Source organism: Mammaliicoccus sp. JADD-157 (assembly GCF_049310805.1).
GTDB lineage: Bacteria > Bacillota > Bacilli > Staphylococcales > Staphylococcaceae > Mammaliicoccus > Mammaliicoccus lentus.
In genome coordinates, this window is the sequence record NZ_JBMOVZ010000001.1 from 966636 (window position 1) to 987501 (window position 20866).

21 protein-coding genes are annotated in these 20866 nt (G+C 32.7%); all 21 read left to right on the forward strand.

Going from position 1 to position 20866, the window contains the following annotated elements; genetic code table 11:
• The first annotated feature begins 135 nt into the window (after positions 1-135).
• Entirely contained in the window at positions 136-510 is a 375-nt protein-coding gene (locus ACO6VN_RS04875) for an Asp23/Gls24 family envelope stress response protein (protein ID WP_017000123.1), read from the forward strand.
• A 15-nt stretch (positions 511-525) separates the two neighbouring features.
• Positions 526-2175 carry a fatty acid kinase catalytic subunit FakA gene (fakA, locus tag ACO6VN_RS04880; protein WP_422404294.1) on the forward strand — a complete coding sequence of 550 codons (1650 nt, stop codon included), beginning with the start codon at positions 526-528 and terminating at the stop codon, positions 2173-2175.
• Positions 2176-2305: 130 nt separating this feature from the next.
• Entirely contained in the window at positions 2306-2965 is a 660-nt protein-coding gene (sdaAB, locus tag ACO6VN_RS04885) for an L-serine ammonia-lyase, iron-sulfur-dependent subunit beta (protein WP_017000121.1), read from the forward strand.
• A gap of 19 nt (positions 2966-2984) precedes the next feature.
• Positions 2985-3857: an L-serine ammonia-lyase, iron-sulfur-dependent, subunit alpha gene (sdaAA, locus tag ACO6VN_RS04890; RefSeq protein WP_064204051.1), complete on the forward strand. Its 873-nt coding sequence runs from the start codon at positions 2985-2987 to the stop codon at positions 3855-3857.
• Positions 3858-4111: 254 nt separating this feature from the next.
• A complete protein-coding gene (gene recG, locus ACO6VN_RS04895) occupies positions 4112-6151 on the forward strand; it encodes an ATP-dependent DNA helicase RecG (protein WP_194200817.1) in 2040 nt (679 codons plus the stop codon).
• 58 nt (positions 6152-6209) lie between these two features.
• Positions 6210-6830, forward strand: a complete 621-nt coding sequence (locus ACO6VN_RS04900; protein ID WP_082892475.1) for a class A sortase — start codon at positions 6210-6212, stop codon at positions 6828-6830.
• 156 nt (positions 6831-6986) lie between these two features.
• Positions 6987-7556: a transcription factor FapR gene (gene fapR, locus ACO6VN_RS04905; RefSeq protein ID WP_026023680.1), complete on the forward strand. Its 570-nt coding sequence runs from the start codon at positions 6987-6989 to the stop codon at positions 7554-7556.
• Positions 7549-8535: a phosphate acyltransferase PlsX gene (gene plsX / locus ACO6VN_RS04910; protein WP_216683872.1), complete on the forward strand. Its 987-nt coding sequence runs from the start codon at positions 7549-7551 to the stop codon at positions 8533-8535. Before fapR ends, plsX begins: the two co-directional genes overlap by 8 nt.
• Positions 8528-9448 carry an ACP S-malonyltransferase gene (gene fabD, locus ACO6VN_RS04915; RefSeq protein ID WP_017000115.1) on the forward strand — a complete coding sequence of 307 codons (921 nt, stop codon included), beginning with the start codon at positions 8528-8530 and terminating at the stop codon, positions 9446-9448. Before plsX ends, fabD begins: the two co-directional genes overlap by 8 nt.
• Positions 9448-10185: a 3-oxoacyl-[acyl-carrier-protein] reductase gene (gene fabG / locus ACO6VN_RS04920; protein WP_422404295.1), complete on the forward strand. Its 738-nt coding sequence runs from the start codon at positions 9448-9450 to the stop codon at positions 10183-10185. Before fabD ends, fabG begins: the two co-directional genes overlap by 1 nt.
• Positions 10186-10249: 64 nt before the next feature.
• Complete coding sequence (locus ACO6VN_RS04925; RefSeq protein ID WP_017000113.1) at positions 10250-10483, forward strand: acyl carrier protein; 234 nt, start codon at positions 10250-10252, stop codon at positions 10481-10483.
• 176 nt (positions 10484-10659) lie between these two features.
• Positions 10660-11271 carry a CHAP domain-containing protein gene (locus ACO6VN_RS04930; protein WP_216683874.1) on the forward strand — a complete coding sequence of 204 codons (612 nt, stop codon included), beginning with the start codon at positions 10660-10662 and terminating at the stop codon, positions 11269-11271.
• A 203-nt stretch (positions 11272-11474) separates the two neighbouring features.
• Complete coding sequence (rnc, locus tag ACO6VN_RS04935) at positions 11475-12194, forward strand: ribonuclease III (protein WP_017000111.1); 720 nt, start codon at positions 11475-11477, stop codon at positions 12192-12194.
• 10 nt (positions 12195-12204) lie between these two features.
• Positions 12205-15771 (forward strand): chromosome segregation protein SMC, encoded by a 3567-nt coding sequence (smc, locus tag ACO6VN_RS04940; RefSeq protein WP_422404296.1) that lies wholly within the window; start codon positions 12205-12207, stop codon positions 15769-15771.
• Complete coding sequence (ftsY, locus tag ACO6VN_RS04945) at positions 15768-16943, forward strand: signal recognition particle-docking protein FtsY (protein ID WP_017000109.1); 1176 nt, start codon at positions 15768-15770, stop codon at positions 16941-16943. Before smc ends, ftsY begins: the two co-directional genes overlap by 4 nt.
• The gene (locus ACO6VN_RS04950) at positions 16930-17265 is read left to right on the forward strand and encodes a putative DNA-binding protein (protein ID WP_017000108.1); all 336 of its coding nucleotides are present in this window, start codon (positions 16930-16932) and stop codon (positions 17263-17265) included. Before ftsY ends, ACO6VN_RS04950 begins: the two co-directional genes overlap by 14 nt.
• Positions 17266-17276: 11 nt before the next feature.
• The gene (ffh, locus tag ACO6VN_RS04955) at positions 17277-18641 is read left to right on the forward strand and encodes a signal recognition particle protein (protein WP_064204043.1); all 1365 of its coding nucleotides are present in this window, start codon (positions 17277-17279) and stop codon (positions 18639-18641) included.
• 336 nt (positions 18642-18977) lie between these two features.
• Entirely contained in the window at positions 18978-19253 is a 276-nt protein-coding gene (rpsP, locus tag ACO6VN_RS04960) for a 30S ribosomal protein S16 (protein WP_017000106.1), read from the forward strand.
• Positions 19254-19266: 13 nt separating this feature from the next.
• Positions 19267-19494 carry a KH domain-containing protein gene (locus tag ACO6VN_RS04965; RefSeq protein ID WP_016910740.1) on the forward strand — a complete coding sequence of 76 codons (228 nt, stop codon included), beginning with the start codon at positions 19267-19269 and terminating at the stop codon, positions 19492-19494.
• A 62-nt stretch (positions 19495-19556) separates the two neighbouring features.
• Complete coding sequence (rimM, locus tag ACO6VN_RS04970; RefSeq protein WP_017000105.1) at positions 19557-20057, forward strand: ribosome maturation factor RimM; 501 nt, start codon at positions 19557-19559, stop codon at positions 20055-20057.
• On the forward strand, positions 20057-20779 hold the full coding sequence (gene trmD, locus ACO6VN_RS04975) for a tRNA (guanosine(37)-N1)-methyltransferase TrmD (RefSeq protein WP_017000104.1): 723 nt from the start codon (positions 20057-20059) through the stop codon (positions 20777-20779). The genes rimM and trmD overlap by 1 nt, the downstream gene beginning before the upstream one ends.
• Positions 20780-20866: the final 87 nt, after the last annotated feature.

A 20866-nucleotide genomic window follows, 5' to 3' on the forward strand; every position in this document is an offset into this window, starting at 1 on the left:
GAAAACGTTGCTTACGTAAAAAAAATAAAATGATGAATTCTTGCGATTTGAATGTTATTTTAAGTATAATTAAAAAGAACATAAATAATGAAGATAAATACGTATATATTCTAGATTATTAGGAGGGACGAAATCATGACTTTAGAAATTACAAATGAGTATGGCAGTATCGATATATCAAATGATGTTATTGCAACATTAGCAGGCGGAGCTGCTGTAGAATGTTATGGTATTGTTGGAATGGCAAGTAAGCATCAAGTAAGAGATGGAATTGCTGAGATTTTAGGGCGAGATAATTACTCTAAAGGCGTTATCGTATCTCAAAATGAAGGTGTGCTTGACGTTGATATGTATATAATTGTGAGTTATGGAACTAAAATTTCAGAAATAGCAAACAATGTTCAATCTGCTGTTAAATATACTTTGGAGCAATCATTAAAATTAAAAGTCAACGCAGTAAACATATATATCCAAGGTGTTCGTGTGATTAATGATGATGAGGAAGCATAGGGAGGCAATTAGAGTATGAAAAAGATTGACGGCAAATTGTTTGCTGATATGATCGTTCAAGGGTCAGATAGTTTATCAAACAATGCAGATTTTGTAGATTCTTTAAACGTATTTCCAGTTCCAGATGGTGATACAGGTACAAACATGAACTTATCTATGTCATCGGGCGCAGGTGAAGTGAAAACCCAAAACAGCGCACATATAGGAGAAGTAGGAAAAGTTTTCTCTAAAGGTTTATTGATGGGAGCGCGAGGAAACTCAGGTGTAATATTATCCCAGTTATTTAGAGGTTTTTCTAAATCAATTGAAAATGAAAATGAAATAGATGCTATACAATTTGCTAAAGCGTTCCAAGCAGGTGTTAATACAGCGTATAAAGCTGTTATGAAACCTGTTGAGGGTACAATACTAACAGTAGCAAGAGAAGCTGGTGAGGCTGCTGTAAAGTCGGCTGAGACAACAGATGATATTATTACTGTAATGGAAGCGCTTATTGAATCAGGTCAAGTAGCACTAGACAATACACCAAACCAACTACCTGTACTTAAAGAAGTAGGTGTTGTCGATAGTGGTGGACAAGGTTTGATGTTTGTTTATGAAGGATTCCTTGCTACTTTAAAAGGAGAAAAAATAGCTCCAAACAGAGGAAAAGTAGATACTGACGAATTTATAAATGATGATCATGATTTTGGCGGCATTATCGATACAGAAGATATTGTTTATGGTTACTGCACAGAAATTATGGTGCGATTCGATAAAGATAAAAAACCATTTGATGAAGAACAATTTAGACAAGATATGAGTGAATTTGGTGACTCATTATTAGTTATTTCTGATGATGAAATTGTTAAAGTCCATGTACACTCAGAAACGCCTGGTGAAGTGTTAACATATGGTAGCCAATATGGTGAACTTATTAAAATAAAAATTGAAAACATGCGCGAACAACATAGAGAAGTGTTAAGAAAAAGTGCAGATAAAAAAATAAAACAAGAAAAACAAGAAGAAATTGACACTGCAGTGATTACAATTTCGATGGGTGACGGTATCACTAAATTATTTAAATCACTTGGTGCAACTCATGTAATTAGCGGTGGACAAACTATGAATCCATCGACTGAAGACATTGTAAAAGTAGTAAAAGAATCTGGTTGTAAGAAAGCAATTATTCTACCAAATAATAAAAATATCATTATGGCAGCTGAACAAGTTGAACAATTAGTTGATATTCCAGTAGCTGTCGTTACATCTAAGACTGTATCACAAGGTTTATCAGCAATGTTAAACTTCAATTTAGAGCAGTCTATAGAAGAAAACAAAGCACAAATGGAAGATGCAATGCAATTCGTTAAATCTGGATCTGTTACTTATGCAGTAAGAGATACGAATATTGATGGCATCACAATTAAAAAAGGCGAATTCATGGGAATTAATGAAGGTAAAATTAAAGTAAGTGATTCTGATCATGTAGCTGTTAGTCAAAAGTTAATTGATGATATGCTGGATGAAGATAGTGAGATTTTAACAATCATTAAAGGTGAAGATGCAACTGACGAAGAAGTGAGTCAACTAGAAACTTATGTTGAAGAACACTATGAAGATGTTGAAATTGAAGTACATCAAGGCGATCAACCTATTTATTCATTCTTATTCTCAGTTGAATAATTAAAAGCAATGAAGAACAACAATGTTAATAATTTGACGTTGTTGTTTTTTATGTTTTAAAACGCTTACAAAATTTAGTAAAGTTGTTATAATGGTATGGTGAAATCAAAAGAGAAATGAGTGATAATTGATGAAATATACAAGTGTCTTTGACATTATAGGTCCTGTTATGGTTGGACCATCATCATCTCATACTGCTGGGGCAGTTAGAATCGGCTTAATAGCTAGAGGGCTTTTTAATGGGAAGCCGAAGCATGTAGATATATATTTATATGGTTCTTTTATGGAAACTTATAAAGGACATGGAACAGATGTCGCACTTGTGGGTGGTCTTTTAGGATACGATACAGACGATGATAGAATTAAAACAAGTCTAAAAGATGCAGAACAACAAGGTATTGAGGTTAATTTTATAGAGATGTTCGAAGAAAGATCACATCCTAACACTGCGATTATTAGTATGCGTAATGAAGAATTAGAAATTTCAGTAGAAGGTATTTCTATAGGTGGCGGTAAAGTTGAAATTGTTGCCATCAATGGATTTAAGATAGCAATCAGTGGTAATTATCCAGCGTTACTTGTCTTTCATAAAGATACTTTTGGGACAATTGGGAAAGTTACAAATGTCTTTGGTGAATATCGAATTAATGTTGGCAGTATGCAAGTAGCTCGTAAAGAAAAAGGTGAACTCGCTTTAATGACTTGCGAATTGGACGATGATATACCACAAGAAGTATTAAACAAAATACAAGAAATTGACGGCGTACAAACTGTGTCATTAATGGGGTAAGTTAAAAAGGAGGGTTATAATGTTTCAAAGTGTAAAAGAACTTATAGAAATATGTGAAAAAGAAAATAAAAAAATATACGAAGTTATGATTGAACAAGAAATAAGCGTAACAAAGCTCTCCAAAGAAGAAGTGTATAAAAATATGGAACGTAACCTTGATACAATGGAGAAAGCTATAGAGCGTGGTATTAATGGTGTGACTTCCACTACAGGATTAACTGGTATGGATGCTGTATTATTACAAGATTATTTAGAAAGCGGTAAATCACTTTCTGGAGACTTAATGATAGATGCTGTAAGTAAAGCAGTCGCGACTAATGAAGTAAATGCAGCGATGGGTAAAATATGTGCAACGCCAACAGCAGGGTCCGCTGGTGTAGCGCCCGGCGTATTGTTTGCATTAAAAAAACGACTGAATCCATCAAGAGAAGATATGATTCATTTTCTATTCACAACAGGAGCATTTGGTTTTGTTGTTGCTAATAATGCTTCAATTTCTGGTGCTGCAGGCGGTTGTCAAGCTGAAGTTGGATCTGCAGCAGCAATGAGTGCAGCAGCTACAGTTGAAATGGCTGGAGGTACACCACAACAGTCTGCTGAAGCATTTGCGATCAGCTTGAAAAATATGCTTGGATTAGTATGTGATCCAGTAGCCGGTCTTGTAGAAGTACCATGTGTTAAACGTAATGCTGCTGGTGCTTCAAATGCTATTATTTCAGCTGATATGGCATTAGCAGGTGTAACGTCACGAATACCTACAGATGAAGTAATCGAAGCTATGTACAAAATAGGGCAAACAATGCCTTCAGCGCTTCGAGAAACAGGTAGAGGTGGCTTAGCAGGTACACCAACAGGTGAAAGATTGAAACAAGAAATTTTCGGAAATTCATAAACAATAAAAGCGCTATGTGAAAGGATTACATTCCTAATTTCATAGTAAAGCTCCTAATCCGTTGTTTTTAGATAACGGCTTAGGAGCTTTTATTTATATATTCGGTATTGAAAGTATATATTTATGTCGGTGCTTCTAATGTACATATTATTTCAGGGAAACTACTATTATCTTCTCCCATGTCTTTCTTAACAATTGGTTTAATAAATATAAATGTTCTATAATAGTAGTATTAATTAATTTAGGTGATAAAAATGAAAAAGCAACATCTGATATATACTAATCACACACTACAAGAATTAAAAGGTGTTGGCCCGAAAAGTCTTCAATTATTGAATGAGTTAAATATTCATACATTAGAAGATTTAGTTTTGTATTTACCGACACGTTATGAAGATGAATCTGTTATTAATTTAAATGAAGCATCAGATGGTGATGTTGTGACGGTTACAGGAGAAGTTTATTCATCTCCAACAGTAGCTTTTTTTGGTAGAAATCGTTCGAAACTCACATGTCATATGATGATAAATAATATTGCAGTAAAAGTGACTTTCTTTAATCAACCATATTTAAAAAAACGTTTAGTAATGGGCGAAACTGTAACTATAAAAGGGAAATGGGAGCAAAAAAAGCAGATTATTACTGGACAGAAAGTAATGGCCGAAAGACAAGAAGGTGGCAATACATTAACGCCAATATATCGTTTAAAAGAAGGACTAAAGCAAAAGCAACTTAATAAATATATTGAACAAGCGTTAAGTTTAGTAGATATTGACGAATGGTTATCAGAAGATTTAATTAGTAAATATAAATTGATGTCTTTAAAAGATGTTATTCCAATTTTACATAGACCAATAGAGTTTGATTATTTAAAAATGGCACGTCGAACTTTTGCTTTTAATGAGCTATTTTTATTTCAACTTAAAATGAAGTGGTTAAGTAAGCTTGAGAAAGAAGCAAATAAAATTGAAGGTTTAAATTATAATGTTCAAGATGTTAAAGAATTTATAGATACGTTGCCATTTGAATTAACAGATGCTCAAAAGAGTAGCGTGAACGAGATTTTCAGAGATTTAAAAGCACCTATAAAGATGCACAGACTTTTACAAGGTGATGTTGGTTCAGGAAAAACAGTTGTGGCTGCTATTGCTATTTATGCAATGTTTAATGCGAATAAGCAAAGTGCATTAATGGTCCCTACAGAAATTTTGGCGGAACAACATGCTATTAGTTTAGACGAGTTATTTGGAGGTCGTTTGAACGTGGCTTTATTAACCAGTTCGGTAAAAGGTAAAAAAAGAAAGCTTTTACTTGAACAATTAAGAGCTGGACAAGTAGATATATTAGTAGGTACACATGCTCTTATACAAGATGATGTTGAATTTAATGATATTGGTTTAGTTATTATTGATGAACAACATAGATTTGGCGTGAATCAACGTAAAAAGTTGAGAGAAAAAGGTGCAGATACAAATGTATTATTTATGACTGCGACACCCATTCCTAGAACGTTATCTATATCAGCTTTTGGAGAAATGGACGTTTCCTCTATTAAACAAATGCCCAAAGGTCGTAAGGAAATCATCACTTCGTGGGCAAAACACGATGAAATCGATAGTGTGTTAAATCAACTTAATAGTGAGATAGTTAAAGGTAGACAAGCTTATGTAATATGTCCACTCATTGAAGAGAGCGAAGCATTAGATGTCCAAAATGTTACTGCAATATATGAACAACTCCAATTGAAGTTTGGATCTGAAAAAGTTGGTTTACTCCACGGTAAAATGACATCAGATGAAAAAGACCATATTATGAATCGATTTAGCAATAATGAAATTGCTATTTTAGTTTCAACAACTGTAGTTGAAGTAGGTGTTAACGTTCCGAATGCTACGTTTATGATAATATATGATGCTGATAGATTTGGATTATCGACACTACATCAATTAAGAGGAAGAGTAGGAAGAAGTAATCATCAAAGTTACTGTACACTTGTTGCTTCACCAAAAACTGAAAGTGGTGTTGAAAGAATGCATATTATGACAGAATCTACAGATGGTTTCTATTTATCTGAAAGGGATTTAGAAATGCGTGGCCCTGGTGATTTCTTTGGTGTTAAACAAAGTGGTTTACCAGACTTTAGAGTAGCAAATATAGTGGAAGACTATAGAATGCTTGAAGTAGCGAGAGATGAAGCAAGCGAATTGGTTCAATCGGGTGAGTTTTTCAAACCTAAATATGATAAATTGAGACTGTTAGTACAAGAAACAATGGAAGAGCAAAATTTCGATTGACAAGAGAAAGTCGATTGTATAAATTTAAATTACCATTATTTGAGAGTAGGTAAGTATTATGAGATGGGTATTAAGAACAATTGGTGTTTTACTCATTTTAGTATCGATCACGATATTCTTTTGGAATGACGTTAGAACATACTTTACAGAACGCGTAAATGATAAAGTGATTACTTCATACGAAAATCAAGATAATAAAGTAAAAGTAAATCCTGTTGAATCTTGGATTACGAAGACGGAAATGAATGAGCTTGAAATAAATGATAATATGGTTGGTTATTTAAAAATACCGACAGCTGATATTAATGAGCCGATTTTTAAAGGTCCTGCAACAGAACAAAATTTAAAAAATGGTTTATCATTAGTAGATGAAGGTGAAAAACTTACAGAACAAAATGTTGCAATAGCTGGTCATAGAGTCGAAGGAGCTGGTATTCGCTTTAACTATTTGGATAGAGCGAAAATTGGAGATAAAGTAGAATTGATTACTAAAGAAGGTAAAAAAACTTTTAAAATTGATAATATTAAAAATGTTAAGCCAACACAAGTAGAAGTGTTAAATGAGCATAAAGATAAGCCAAACCAACTTACTTTAATTACATGTGATTCTTATAATCCTGATACTTTATTGTTTGAAGAACGTATGATTTACACAGCAATTGAAGAAAAAAGTGCATAATTAAGACCAAGCGAGTGAAAAAAATAAATTTCACTCGTTTTTTATTGTATAATTTGTTGAGAATATTGTCGTGCCCGTGTTAGTATAAATAAGGTAGGTCATGATAGCAGGTGCTAATTATAGCTATAAGTACATAATAGAATGGATTTGGATGAGATGAAATTAACAAAAGCAAATCGTCAGAAAGAACTTACAAATCGATTAAAAGAAGAACCGTTTGTTACTGACGAAACGTTAAGTGAATATTTTAATGTAAGCATCCAAACTATTAGATTAGATAGAATGGAGCTTGGCATTCCTGAATTAAGGCGTCGTATTAAAGACGTTGCAACAAAACAACATGATGAAATTAAATCATTACCAATAGAAGATGTAATTGGTGAAATTATAGACATAGAATTAGATAAATCCGCAATTTCACTTTTAGATATTAAAGATGAACATGTTTTTACAAGAAATAAAATTGCGAGAGGGCACTATATATTCGCCCAAGCAAATTCTCTATGTGTTGCACTTATTAATGATGAATTAGCTTTAACGACTAAAGGTTCTGTACAATTTATAAAGTCAGTTAAATTGAATGAACGGGTAATTGCTAAAGCTACGGTGATTAATAAATCTAAACATATTGCTAAAGTTGATGTAACAAGTACAGTGCATGGAGAGACAGTATTTAAAGGACAATTTGAAATGTATTATGCAAGCGAGGGTGAAAAAAATGGTTAAAATTGCGGTAGATATGATGGGTGGAGATGAAGCTCCAGATATCGTAATAGAAGCGGTAAAAAATGCCGTAAATGATTTTCCAGATTTAGAAATATTACTTTTTGGTGATGAAAAGAAATATAATTTTGAACACGAACGCATCACTTTTACACATACTGATGAGAAGATAACAATGGATGATGAACCTGTAAGAGCTATAAAAAGAAAGAAAAACTCATCTATGGTATTAATGGCTCAGGCTGTGAAAGAAGGTAAGGCAGAAGGTTGTGTATCTGCGGGGAATACAGGAGCGTTGATGAGTAGTGGCTTATTTATTGTTGGAAGAATTAAAGGCATAGAAAGACCAGCGCTTGTCGCAACATTCCCTACGGTTACGGGTAAAGGTTTTGTGTTTTTAGATATTGGTGCGAATTCTGATGCTAAACCTGAACATTTAGTGCAATATGCAAAAATGGGCGAAATTTATGCTAAACAAGTTAGAAGCATTGATAACCCATCATTAGCTTTACTGAACATTGGTACTGAAGAATCAAAAGGTAATCAACAAACTAAAAAGACATACCAATTATTAAAACAAGAAAGTTTTGATAATTTTATTGGAAACGTAGAGTCAAAATCTTTATTATTAGATGCATGTGATGTTGTTGTTGCAGATGGTTATAGTGGTAATATGGTCTTAAAAACAATCGAAGGTACTGCTAGTGCTATTTTTAAAATGATGAAAGAAGCAATGTTTTCATCAACTAAAAATAAACTCGCTGCATTGACATTAAAAAAAGACATCAATAAAATTCGTGATAAAATGGATTATGCAGAATATGGCGGTTCTGTGTTACTAGGATTAAATGGCGTTGTAGTAAAAGCGCATGGTTCTTCTAATGAGCGTGCATTTTATAACGCGATAAGACAAGCAAAACTCGCTGCAGATACAAAAATCGTAGATAAAATGAGAAAGGCAGTAGGTGATGTAATTGAGTAAAATAGCAATCATGTTTCCTGGTCAAGGATCACAAAAAGTAGGTATGGCAGAAGATTTATACCAAACAGATATCAACGCTACTTCTATCCTAGATAGAGCTAATGAATCATTATCATTCGATTTATTAGATGTTATGTTTAAAGATTCAGAAGGTATATTAGGTTTAACTGAATATACGCAACCAGCTTTATTAACACATAGTACTGCACTGATGAATACTTTAAAAGATATAAACTATGATTATGCTTTAGGGCATAGTTTAGGTGAATATTCAGCATTAGTATCAGAAGGTGTATTAAAATTCGAAGATGCAGTTCAAATTGTACATAAACGTGGACTATTAATGTCTGAAGCGTTTCCTCAAGGCGTAGGTTCAATGGCTGCAGTATTAGGATTAAATATTGAAGAAGTTAGAGAAATTTGTGAAAAATTATCAACAGAAGATGAAATAATAGAACCAGCGAACATAAACTGTCCTGGTCAGATTGTAGTTTCTGGTCACACAACTTTAATTGAAAAATTAGTATCAGAAGGTAAATCATTAGGTGCTAAACGTGTTATGCCATTAAAAGTATCTGGTCCTTTCCATTCTTCTATGATGAAAACTATTGCTGCAGATTTCAAAGCATACATAGATCAATTTGAATGGCACGACGCAGAACACCCAATTGTACAAAACGTTCATGCTAAACCAGAAACAGACCATAACGTAATTAAAGAAAATATGGTAAAACAATTGTTCTCACCAGTTGAATATAGTCAATCCATTGAATATTTAATTGCAGATGGTGTTGATCACTTTATAGAAATAGGTCCAAACAAAGTTTTATCAGGACTTGTTAAAAAAATAAGCAGAGATGTTAAAATAACTTCAATTCAAACAATTGATGATGTTAAAGGATGGAATGAATAATGACAAAAACTGCACTTGTAACAGGCGCTTCTCGAGGCATAGGTAAAAAAATAGCATTACAACTAGGTGAAGAAGGTTATAACATTGTAGTCAATTATGCTGGGAATAAAGAAAAAGCAGAAGAAGTTGTCTCTGAAATAAAAACTTTCGGCGTAGACGCATTCGCAATACAAGCTAACGTAAGCGAACAAGACGAAGTAAAAGCAATGATTAAAGAAACATTAAATCAATTTGGAACCATCGACGTACTTGTAAATAATGCTGGTATCACACGTGATAACTTACTTATGAGAATGAAACAAAACGAGTGGGATGATGTAATCAATACAAACTTAAAAGGTGTATTTAACTGTGTACAAGCAGTTACAAGACCGATGTTAAAACAAAAATCAGGACGTATTATTAACTTGTCTAGTGTAGTAGGTTCAGTAGGTAACCCAGGACAAATTAACTACGTTGCAACAAAATCAGGTGTAGAAGGTATGACGAAAACATTCGCTCGTGAATTAGCATCTCGAGGCATTACATGTAATGCTGTTGCACCAGGATTTATTGTTTCTGATATGACTGATCAATTATCAGATGAGTTAAAAGAACAAATGAAATCACAGATACCTTTAGACCGTTTTGGTGAAGATAGTGATATTGCGCACACAGTAGTATTTTTAGCGAGTGAAAAAGCAAATTACATTACTGGCCAAACAATTCATGTTAACGGTGGCATGTACATGCAATAATTTGGTATTATTCATGTTAGTGTGAAATATAAAGGTTTTAAATTATTTAAAGGAGGTGAATGGAATGGCAAGTTTCGATAAAGTAAAAGACATTATTGTAGATCGTCTAGGAGTAGACGCTGAAAAAGTAACACCTGAAGCTTCATTTAAAGATGATTTAGGTGCTGATTCTCTAGATATTGCTGAATTAGTAATGGAATTAGAAGATGAATTTGATATGGAAATCCCTGATGAGGAAGCAGAAAAAATCAACACAGTTGGTGACGCTGTTAAATATATTGAATCATTAGAGAAATAATCCACTTTACAAAATCCCGTAGGTATATGCCTAACGGGATTTTTTATATGCTGATATAGTTAGTTTTAAATCACTCATACACAAATGATGAACTATTCACATATCTATTATTATGTTAAAATGTTGTAATTATTCCATACGGAATAATTAATATACATAAATCATAAGGGGGATATATGAAAGGTAACAGAAAATTTTTATTAACGATGGCACTTACGAGTTTGGCAGTTTTGAATTTGAATGCTCAAGTTGATGCAAAGGAAGGTACCTCAAAAGATAAATCACCTAAGATACAGAATATTGAAGTTGATCATAGAAATTATGATAAAAAAGCAAGTAAAGTTAAGGAAGAAGCAACTAAGTCTTCATCAGCTGCAATGGATTATATAAATTCATTAGAAGGTAAAGGGTGGGACTTCGATGGCTATTATGGTTGGCAATGTTTCGATTTAGTTAATTATTATTGGAATTATTTATATGGTCATGGTTTACATGGTGACTACGCTAAAGATATACCTACTGCAAATGACTTTACAGGTGAGGCAACTGTTTATAAAAACACGCCATCTTTTGTGGCTAAACCAGGTGACATTGTTGTATTTAATGAAGATTTTGGCTCAGGAGCGGGCCATACAGCTATTGTTACAAATGGTAATGCTGACGGTAATTTAAATCAATTCCAAAGCTTAGATCAAAACTGGTATGGTGGCGGTGAAGATAAGACAGAAGTAGCACAGCGTATTACTCATAATTATGAAACAGAAATGTGGTTTATTAGACCCAATTAATATGTTAAAGGTATAAATGTTAAGCTTTTCTTAAAATACTCTTAATCTGTTATTTATTAATTTTTAGATTAGGAGTATTTTTATGTATTTTTGCTCAATAGTTTACGATTGTTGTCTAGATAAATAAGTTTATGATAATATTCTTTTTTTTTTATGTTATTTAACGTAAAATAGATAGGAAACATAATGTTAGGAGGAAACAAATGTCTAAGAACAAATCTCAAATCATAATGCAATTCAAAGTTAAATTTGATCAGTTTATGTCCAATCTAGATATTGAATTTGAAAATTATGATATTTATATTCAAGCTTTTTCGCATTCTAGTTTTATTAATGATTTTAAACTGGATAAATTAAGTCATAATGAACGTTTAGAATTTTTAGGAGATGCGGTGTTAGAATTGACGGTGTCACAGTTTTTGTATAAGAAATTTCCATTATTGCCTGAAGGTAAGTTAACTAAACTGCGCGCATCAATTGTATGTGAACCATCACTTGTAACATTTGCAATGAGTTTGAACATGAACGAATTATTACTTCTTGGTAAAGGCGAAGAGAAGACCGGCGGACGTGAACGCCCGTCTTTAATTGCTGATGCTTTTGAATCGTTTGTAGGTGCATTGTATTTGGACAAAGGGATAGAAAGTGTAGAAACCTTTTTAAATAAGGTGGTTTACCCTCATGTTATAGATGATAATTATACCGCTAATAGAGATTATAAGACTGAGCTTCAAGAGTTCATGCATAGACGTAATAAAGGTGTCATTACTTATCATCTACTCGATGAAAGTGGACCAGCTCATCACAAGTTATTTACCTCAGAGGTGTTATTAAATGGGGAAGCTTTAGAAATTGGTGAAGGTCGAACGAAGAAAGAATCTGAACAAAATGCAGCTAAAAAAGCGCTGAATAATAGTCGTTAAGGAGTAATTTATGGTTTATTTAAAGTCGATAGATGCATACGGATTTAAATCATTTGCAGAAAATACACATGTTGAATTTGATAATGGTGTAACTGCAATAGTCGGCCCAAATGGTAGTGGTAAAAGTAATATAACGGACGCTATAAAATGGGTGCTTGGTGAACAATCTGCCAAGAGTCTTCGAGGGTCGAAGATGGAAGATATTATTTTTAATGGATCTAAAGAACGAAAAAAATGTCAATACGCTGAAGTGAAATTAACTTTAGACAATCATTCTAGAAAACTTAATATAGATGAAGACACAATCACAGTTGAAAGAAGATTATATCGTAATGGTGACAGTGAGTATTATCTTAATAATGAAAGAACTCGATTGAAATCTATATTAGATTTGTTTTTAGATTCAGGATTAGGTAAAGAAGCTTTTAGCATTATATCTCAAGGAAAAGTTGATGAAGTATTAAATGCTAAACCTAGCGATAGACGTTATTTAATTGAAGAAGCTGCTGGTGTACTTAAATATAAAAAACGTAAAAAAGAAGCGACTACTAAACTTGAAGAAACAGAGCAAAATTTAAACCGAGTTGAAGATATTGTATTCGATTTAGAAGCACGTGTAGAACCTTTAAGGGAAGAAGCAGCAATTGCTGAAGAATATCTTTCTTTGAAAGAAGAAATGAAAAAGAGTGATATTACAGTTACTGTTTATGATATTCAAAGCTTAAATAAAGATTTCAAACAATTAGAAACTGATATAGAGCATTTTCAAGCACAAAAAAATCAAAAGACTTCTGAATTAGATGAATTAACATTTAAGTTGAATGATAAGAAAAAGAATCGTGATCAAATTTCATTTAAAATACAAGAATCTAATAAAGCTTTAGTAGAAGCGACAGAATCATTAGAGCGTTACACAGGTCAATTAGAAGTTTTAAAAGAAAGACAAAAAAATAGTGATGCTACAAATGAAAGATTAGAAGAAGATAAAAACCTTACGCAATCTCGTATTGATAAAATAACTAATCAAATTAAAGAAATCGATGTTGAACTATCTTCATTTAAGGAAAAACAACAAGTAATGCTTCAAGAGATTAATCAACTTGAAAGCCAACTTTCTAATAATGAAGGTTCTTTCGAGGAACGTATTGAAGAACTGAAAGATCAATATTATCAATTGATGACAGAACAATCTGATATAAATAATGATATTAGATTTTTAGAAGATAAATTAGCAACTCATCAAGAAAAACAATCAAGGTTAGATGGTCGTCAAAAAGAAGTATATGATCATTTACAAAATGTCTGGAAAGAGAAAGAAACAGTAGGTAAACAATTAGAACAAATTGAAACAGATTTGAAAGAAACAACGGAAAAATATAAATCTGATTACGCGATTTTAAAAGAGAAAGAAACAGAATATAAAGAGTCTGAATCTAAACTTTATCAAGCATATAGATACACTGAACAAATGAAAACACGTATTAATACACTTAAAAGTATGCAAGAAGATTATTCTGGTTTTTATTCTGGTGTAAAGCATGTACTAAAGGAAAAATCTTTAAAAGGCATAGAAGGAGCAGTAGCTGAAATTATTGATACGCCTACGCAGTTAACTACAGCAGTTGAAATTGCGCTTGGAGCTTCATTACAGCATATTATTGTTCGAGAAGAGAAAGATGCAAGATTAGCGATTAAATATTTAAAAGATAAAAAGTTAGGTAGAGCAACATTTTTGCCAATGAATGTCATCAAAAAGAGATTTATACCAGATAATGTAGTAAATCAAATTAAAAACAGTCCTGGATTTGTTACAGTAGCATCAGAAGGTGTCCAGTTTGATGAACAGTATCGCAATATAGTAGAGCATTTATTAGGTAGTACGATTATTGCGGAAAGTTTAGAAACTGCTAATGAGCTAGCTAGAACAATTCAATTTAAACATAGAATTGTAACACTAGATGGAGATATTATTACTCCTGGAGGTGCGATGACTGGTGGAGGTAAAGAGAAAAAAGCGAGTCTCTTATCTCAAAAAGATGAACTTAAGACAACTGAAGATAAATACGATAACTTTATGAAACAGACAACACAAGTAGAATCGAAAGTTAAAAATTTAAAAGAAGAAATTCAACAATTAGAAAAAACACTTTCAGAAACACAAGAAAAAGGCACGGAACTTAGAGCAAGTGAACACGAAGTGACATTGCAGTTAGATTCTATTTTAGCAAAAGAAAAACGTTTAATAGATGAAAATGAAACGTTCGAGTTTGAAAAGAACGATGGCTATAATTTCATAAAAGGGCAAGAAACATTAAAAGAAAAACAATCATTACTTGCTGAAATTCAAGGACGCCTTAAGTTAATAGATGAAGAAATCAATCAATTAAACGCATCGTTATCTAATAACAAAGATAGTGAAAAAACGATACAAAATTTATTGAATGAAAAACGATCAAACCTCGCAGTGGAAAAAGAGAGAAATCGTCTGAAAGTACAGGATAAAAAACGGTTAACTGAGGATTTAAATGAAAATGAAAATACATTAACAAAAATTTTAGATCAAATTGAATTAGTTAACTCGGATGAATACAGTGGTACAAGTCAGTTTGATGAAGTTGAAAAACATATAGAACAAAGTACTAATACGAAACTTGAAATAGAAACGAAAATGTCAGAACAACAAGATATGTATAGAGCTATTCAAGAAGAAATTCAAAAACTTGAGGAAGACATAGAAACATTAAGGCAAAGTATTTCTGGAATAGAAACAGGTCTACAAGATATGGTAAGTAAACATTCGAAAATAGATATAATGATTGAACACCAGTTGACGCACTTAAGTGATACGTATCAACTTACATTTGAAAAAGCTGAGTCGATGTATGAAATGCCTGAAGATATTTCAGAAGCACGTAAAACAGTCAAACTCACTAAAATGTCTATCGAAGAATTAGGTCATGTTAATTTGAATGCTATCGAGCAATTTAAAGAGGTTAATGAGAGGTATACTTTCTTAAGTGATCAAAGAACAGATTTACTAGAAGCTAAAGAAACACTAGAACAAGTAATATTAGAAATGGATAGTGAAGTATCTACACGATTTAAAGAAACATTTGATGAAGTGAATCAACATTTTGGTAACGTATTTAAAACTTTATTTAATGGTGGTAGAGCTGAACTTCAATTGACTGATAAAGATATACTTGATTCAGGCGTGGAAATTGTTGTACAACCACCAGGCAAAAATAGACAGTACTTATCTTTATTAAGCGGTGGAGAACGTGCACTATCAGCAATTAGCTTGTTATTTGCTATTTTGAACGTACGAACAGCGCCATTTGTTATACTAGATGAAGTTGAAGCAGCGCTTGATGAACATAATGTTATTAGATATGCTGAGTACTTGAATAAACTAAAAGCAGATACACAATTTATTGTTATTACACATAGAAAAGGTACAATGTCATACGCAGATAGTTTATATGGTGTGACAATGCAAGAGGCAGGTATATCTAAACTTGTGAGTGTTAACTTAAAATCAATTAAAGATGAAGAATTGGAGGCATTGCAGTCATGAGTTTTTTTAAACGATTAAAAAATAAATTTGCACCAAGCGATGAAGTAAAAAAAGATGAAATTGAAACTAAAGAGGAACAACCTATAGAAGATTTACCTCCCGAATCAAATGAAAAACAAAATCCTGAAGCGGTAGAACTTAATGATGGTTTAATGTCTTTAGATGAATTTGAAGAGTGGGAATCAGAACAACTGGGTGCTAAATTTAAGCAAGGTCTAGAAAAATCTAGAGAGAATTTCCAAAATAAATTAAATGACTTGTTAGCTGTTTACAGAAAAGTCGACGAAGATTTCTTTGAAGCGTTAGAAGAAATGTTAATTCAAGCAGACGTAGGATTTAATACAGTAATGGAACTTGTTGATGAGCTACGTATGGAAGCTAAACGTCAAAACATTACTGAAACAGAAGAGCTTAGAGAAGTAATTGTAGAAAAAATCGTAGACATATATGTTCAAGGTGATCAAGAGATTGACCGCATGGACATTGAGGATGACAGATTAAACGTTATATTGATGGTCGGTGTTAATGGAGTTGGGAAAACGACTACAATCGGTAAATTAGCGCATAGATATAAACAAGAAGGTAAAAAAGTAATATTAGCCGCTGGTGACACTTTCCGTGCAGGTGCAATTGAACAATTACAAGTATGGGGAGAAAGAGTTGGCGTTGAAGTCATCAGTCAAAAAGAAGGCTCAGATCCAGCTGCGGTAATGTATGATGCAGTTAACGCTGCTAAAAGTCGTGGAGCGGATGTTTTAATTTGTGATACAGCTGGAAGATTACAAAACAAAGCGAACTTGATGAATGAATTACAGAAAGTAAGAAAAGTTATAGATCGTAATATTCCTGGTGCACCACACGAAGTATTGTTAGCTTTAGATGCAACGACAGGTCAGAATGCTTTATCTCAAGCCAAATCATTTAAAGAAGTAACTCAAGTAACAGGCATTGTGTTAACTAAGCTTGACGGTACAGCAAAAGGTGGTATTGTATTAGCCATACGTAATGAACTACAAATTCCAGTTAAATTTGTAGGATTAGGTGAAAAAATGGATGATTTACAACCATTTGATGCTGAAAGTTACGTATATGGGTTATTTGCTGATATGATTGAATCAAATGACAGTGTTGAAAATACAACTGAAGAAGTGGATGAAGATGAAAGAAAATAATGATTTAATCAAAACAATGCGCATGAATTATCTGTTTGATTTTTATCAAGGATTATTAACTGAAAAGCAACGCAACTATTTAGAACTATATTATTTGGAAGATTATGCTTTAAGTGAAATTGCAGAGACTTATCAAGTGAGTCGACAAGCTGTATATGATAATATAAAACGGACAGATGAGTTGTTAGAAGAATATGAAACGAAATTGCAACTCTTTAAAAAATTTAAAGAAAGACAGTCTATAATACAAGAATTAAAAAGATTGTCATCAGATAATCAAGAAATTAAGCAAGCTATAAAACGCTTAGAGATTCTTGAATAGGAGGAGAAATTATGGCATTTGAAGGTTTATCCGAGAGACTTCAAGCCACGATGCAACGCATCAAAGGTAAAGGTAAGGTAACTGAACAAGATATTAAAGCAATGATGCGTGAAGTACGTTTAGCATTATTAGAAGCAGACGTTAACTTTAAAGTCGTAAAGAAATTCGTTAACACTGTTTCAGAACGTGCCCTTGGCGCAGATGTTATGCAATCTTTAACACCTGGACAACAAGTTATTAAAATTGTTCAAGACGAATTAACAGCTTTAATGGGTGGAGAAAATAGCAAAATTAATATGAGTACTAAGCCACCAACAGTAGTGATGATGGTTGGTTTACAAGGTGCAGGTAAAACGACAACTGCTGGTAAATTAGCTATGCTAATGAGAAAAAATTATAATAAAAAGCCTTTATTAGTAGCATGTGATATTTATAGACCGGCTGCTATTCAACAATTACAGACAGTTGGTAAACAAATAGATGTCCCTGTCTATACTGAAGGAGATCAAGTAAGTCCTAAAGAAATTACGGAAAATGCATTAAAATATGCTAAAGAAGAACACTTGGATTTTGTTATTATTGATACAGCTGGACGACTTCATATTGATGAAGCATTAATGAATGAGTTGGTTGATGTGAAAGAAGTTTCTACACCTGATGAAATTATGTTAGTTGTAGATGCAATGACTGGTCAAGATGCTGTAAATGTAGCAGAATCATTTGATGAAACTTTAGATATTTCAGGTGTTACATTAACGAAATTGGACGGAGACACACGCGGTGGTGCTGCGCTATCTATTCGTTCTGTAACTGAAAAACCTATTAAATTTATCGGTATGAGTGAAAAATTAGATGGACTTGAATTATTCCATCCAGAACGTATGGCATCTAGAATCTTAGGTATGGGTGATGTATTAAGTTTAATCGAAAAAGCTCAACAAGGTGTAGATGAAACAAAAGCTAAAGAATTAGAAAAGAAAATGCGAACTTCTGCGTTTACATTCGATGATTTCTTAGATCAGCTAGAGCAAGTTAAAGACTTAGGTCCATTAGATGATTTAATGAACATGATACCTGGAGCTAATAAAATGAAGGGCATGAAAAATGCAAACATGGATCCTAAACAAATAGATAATGTTCAAGCTATTATTAGATCTATGACATTAGAAGAAAGAAGTAATCCAGAAATACTGAACGTTTCTAGAAAACGTCGTATCGCTAAAGGTTCTGGTCGTTCATTACAAGAAGTGAATAGATTGATTAAACAATTTGGCGAAATGAAAAAAATGATGAAACAATTTACTGGTAGCAATAAAAAAGGTAAAAAAGGCAAAAAAGGTAGCAATCCATTCCAAGGAATGAATTTACCATTTTAATTTAAAATAAGTTACTAACAAGTAATTGTCACGATTTTGTAAAGTGATGACGCCCAGGGGAATAGTATACCCGAGAGACTAAAGACTCGAGCCTTACCCCAGGCAAGCATTCACTTTCAAAATCGAGTATAAATAAATTCTCCTAATCCGTTAATTGAATATATAAGGGATTAGGAGAATTATTTTGAGTATAGTTAGATAGAAATCCATCTTTTTATAAACAAATTTTAGACAAATTTAAATTGGTAAAGAGAAAACACTTTACAAACTTTTTATATCCTGTTATAGTATTTACTTGTAGAAAAGAAATTATAAATGAGTAAGGAGTTTTTAAACATGGCAGTTAAAATTCGTTTAACACGCAAGGGTTCAAAAAGAAACCCATTTTATCGTATAGTAGTAGCAGATGCACGTTCTCCACGTGATGGTCGTATTATCGAACCAATCGGTACTTATAATCCAGTTGCTAAATCAGATTCAATTGTTAAAATTGATGAAGAATTAGCTTTAAAATGGTTAAAAGATGGAGCAAAACCAACTGATACAGTTCGTGATATCTTATCAACACACGGTATCATGGAAAAATACCATAATTCTAAACTTTCTAAGTAAAGAATAGATTATAATGGAAAAATTAATACAAACAATTATAGTACCGCTCGTAGATTATCCGGAGAACATCAATATATCTAAAGATGAACAAGATTCTAGCATTACGTTCAATATAGACGTTCATGAAGAGGACATTGGCAGAATTATTGGTAAGAAGGGCAGAATGATTAAAGCAATTCGTACAATTGTGTCTGGTTCAATGAACGAGTATGGAAAGAAAGTGTTTGTAGAGGTTAATTAAGAGTGCCTACTTTGGTGCTCTTTTTTATTGTTGATGAAACAACAGTTAGGAGGCAATGCTAGATGAACGTTGAAATTGGGAAAATCGTAAATACGCATGGAATCAAAGGTGAAGTCAAAGTAATGTCTGAATCAGATTTTACTGATGAAAGATTTCAACCTGGTCAACATGTAACAGTTAAACATAGTAAAGAGGAACAAACTTTTGTAATCGCATCTCACAGAATGCATAAAAATTTTCATTTATTAACGTTTGAAGGTGTTCAAAACATAAACGAAATTGAGCACTTAAAAGGCTCTAAAATTTTTCAAGAGCAAGAAAATGATGCAATTGAATTAGATGAAAATGAATATTATTATTCAGATATAATCGGTTGTACAGTATTCGTCGAAAAAGATGCAATTGGAGAAGTAGCAGAAATTTTTGAAACTGGTGCAAATGATGTATGGGTGGTTAAAGGAGAGAAAGAGTATCTCATTCCTTATATTGAAGATGTTGTTAAAGATATAGACATTGAAAATAAATCAATCAGAATAGAACCGATGGAAGGTTTATTAGACTAATGAAAATTGATTATTTAACTTTATTCCCTGAAATGTACGAAGGTGTTCTTAATCATTCTATTATGAAAAGAGCTCAAGATAAAAATATCGTGTCATTTAATACAGTGAATTTTAGAGATTACGCAAATAACAAACATTCACAAGTAGATGATTATCCATACGGTGGCGGACAAGGTATGGTATTGAAACCAGAACCAATCTTTAACGCCTTGGAAGATTTAGATAAAACACCAGATACAAGAGTTATTTTAATGTGCCCTCAAGGAGAACCGTTTACACAAGAAAAAGCTGAATCATTATCTGAAAGTGAACACATTGTGTTTATATGCGGTCATTATGAAGGATATGATGAAAGAATTAGAACGCATTGTGTAACAGATGAAATATCAATAGGTGACTATGTATTGACTGGCGGAGAGCTAGCGAGCATGACAATGACAGACGCAATTGTAAGATTAGTACCAGGAGTTTTAGGAAATCAAGTATCTCATGAAGATGATTCATTTTCATCTGGTTTACTTGAACACCCACAATATACAAGACCGGCTGATTATCAAGGCATGAAAGTTCCTGATGTATTGTTATCAGGAAATCATGCAAACATCGACAAGTGGAGACATGAACAATCTCTATTAAGAACTTTGGAAAGAAGACCGGATTTATTAGAGCAATATCCACTAACTGAAAAAGACAAAAAAATTCTAAACAACAATAAAAAATAGATTGAATGAAAATAAGCATTATGATATAGTATTATAAGTGTGTGAGCACAAAATCACTATGATCCGCTGTCAGCATTGAATGTATTT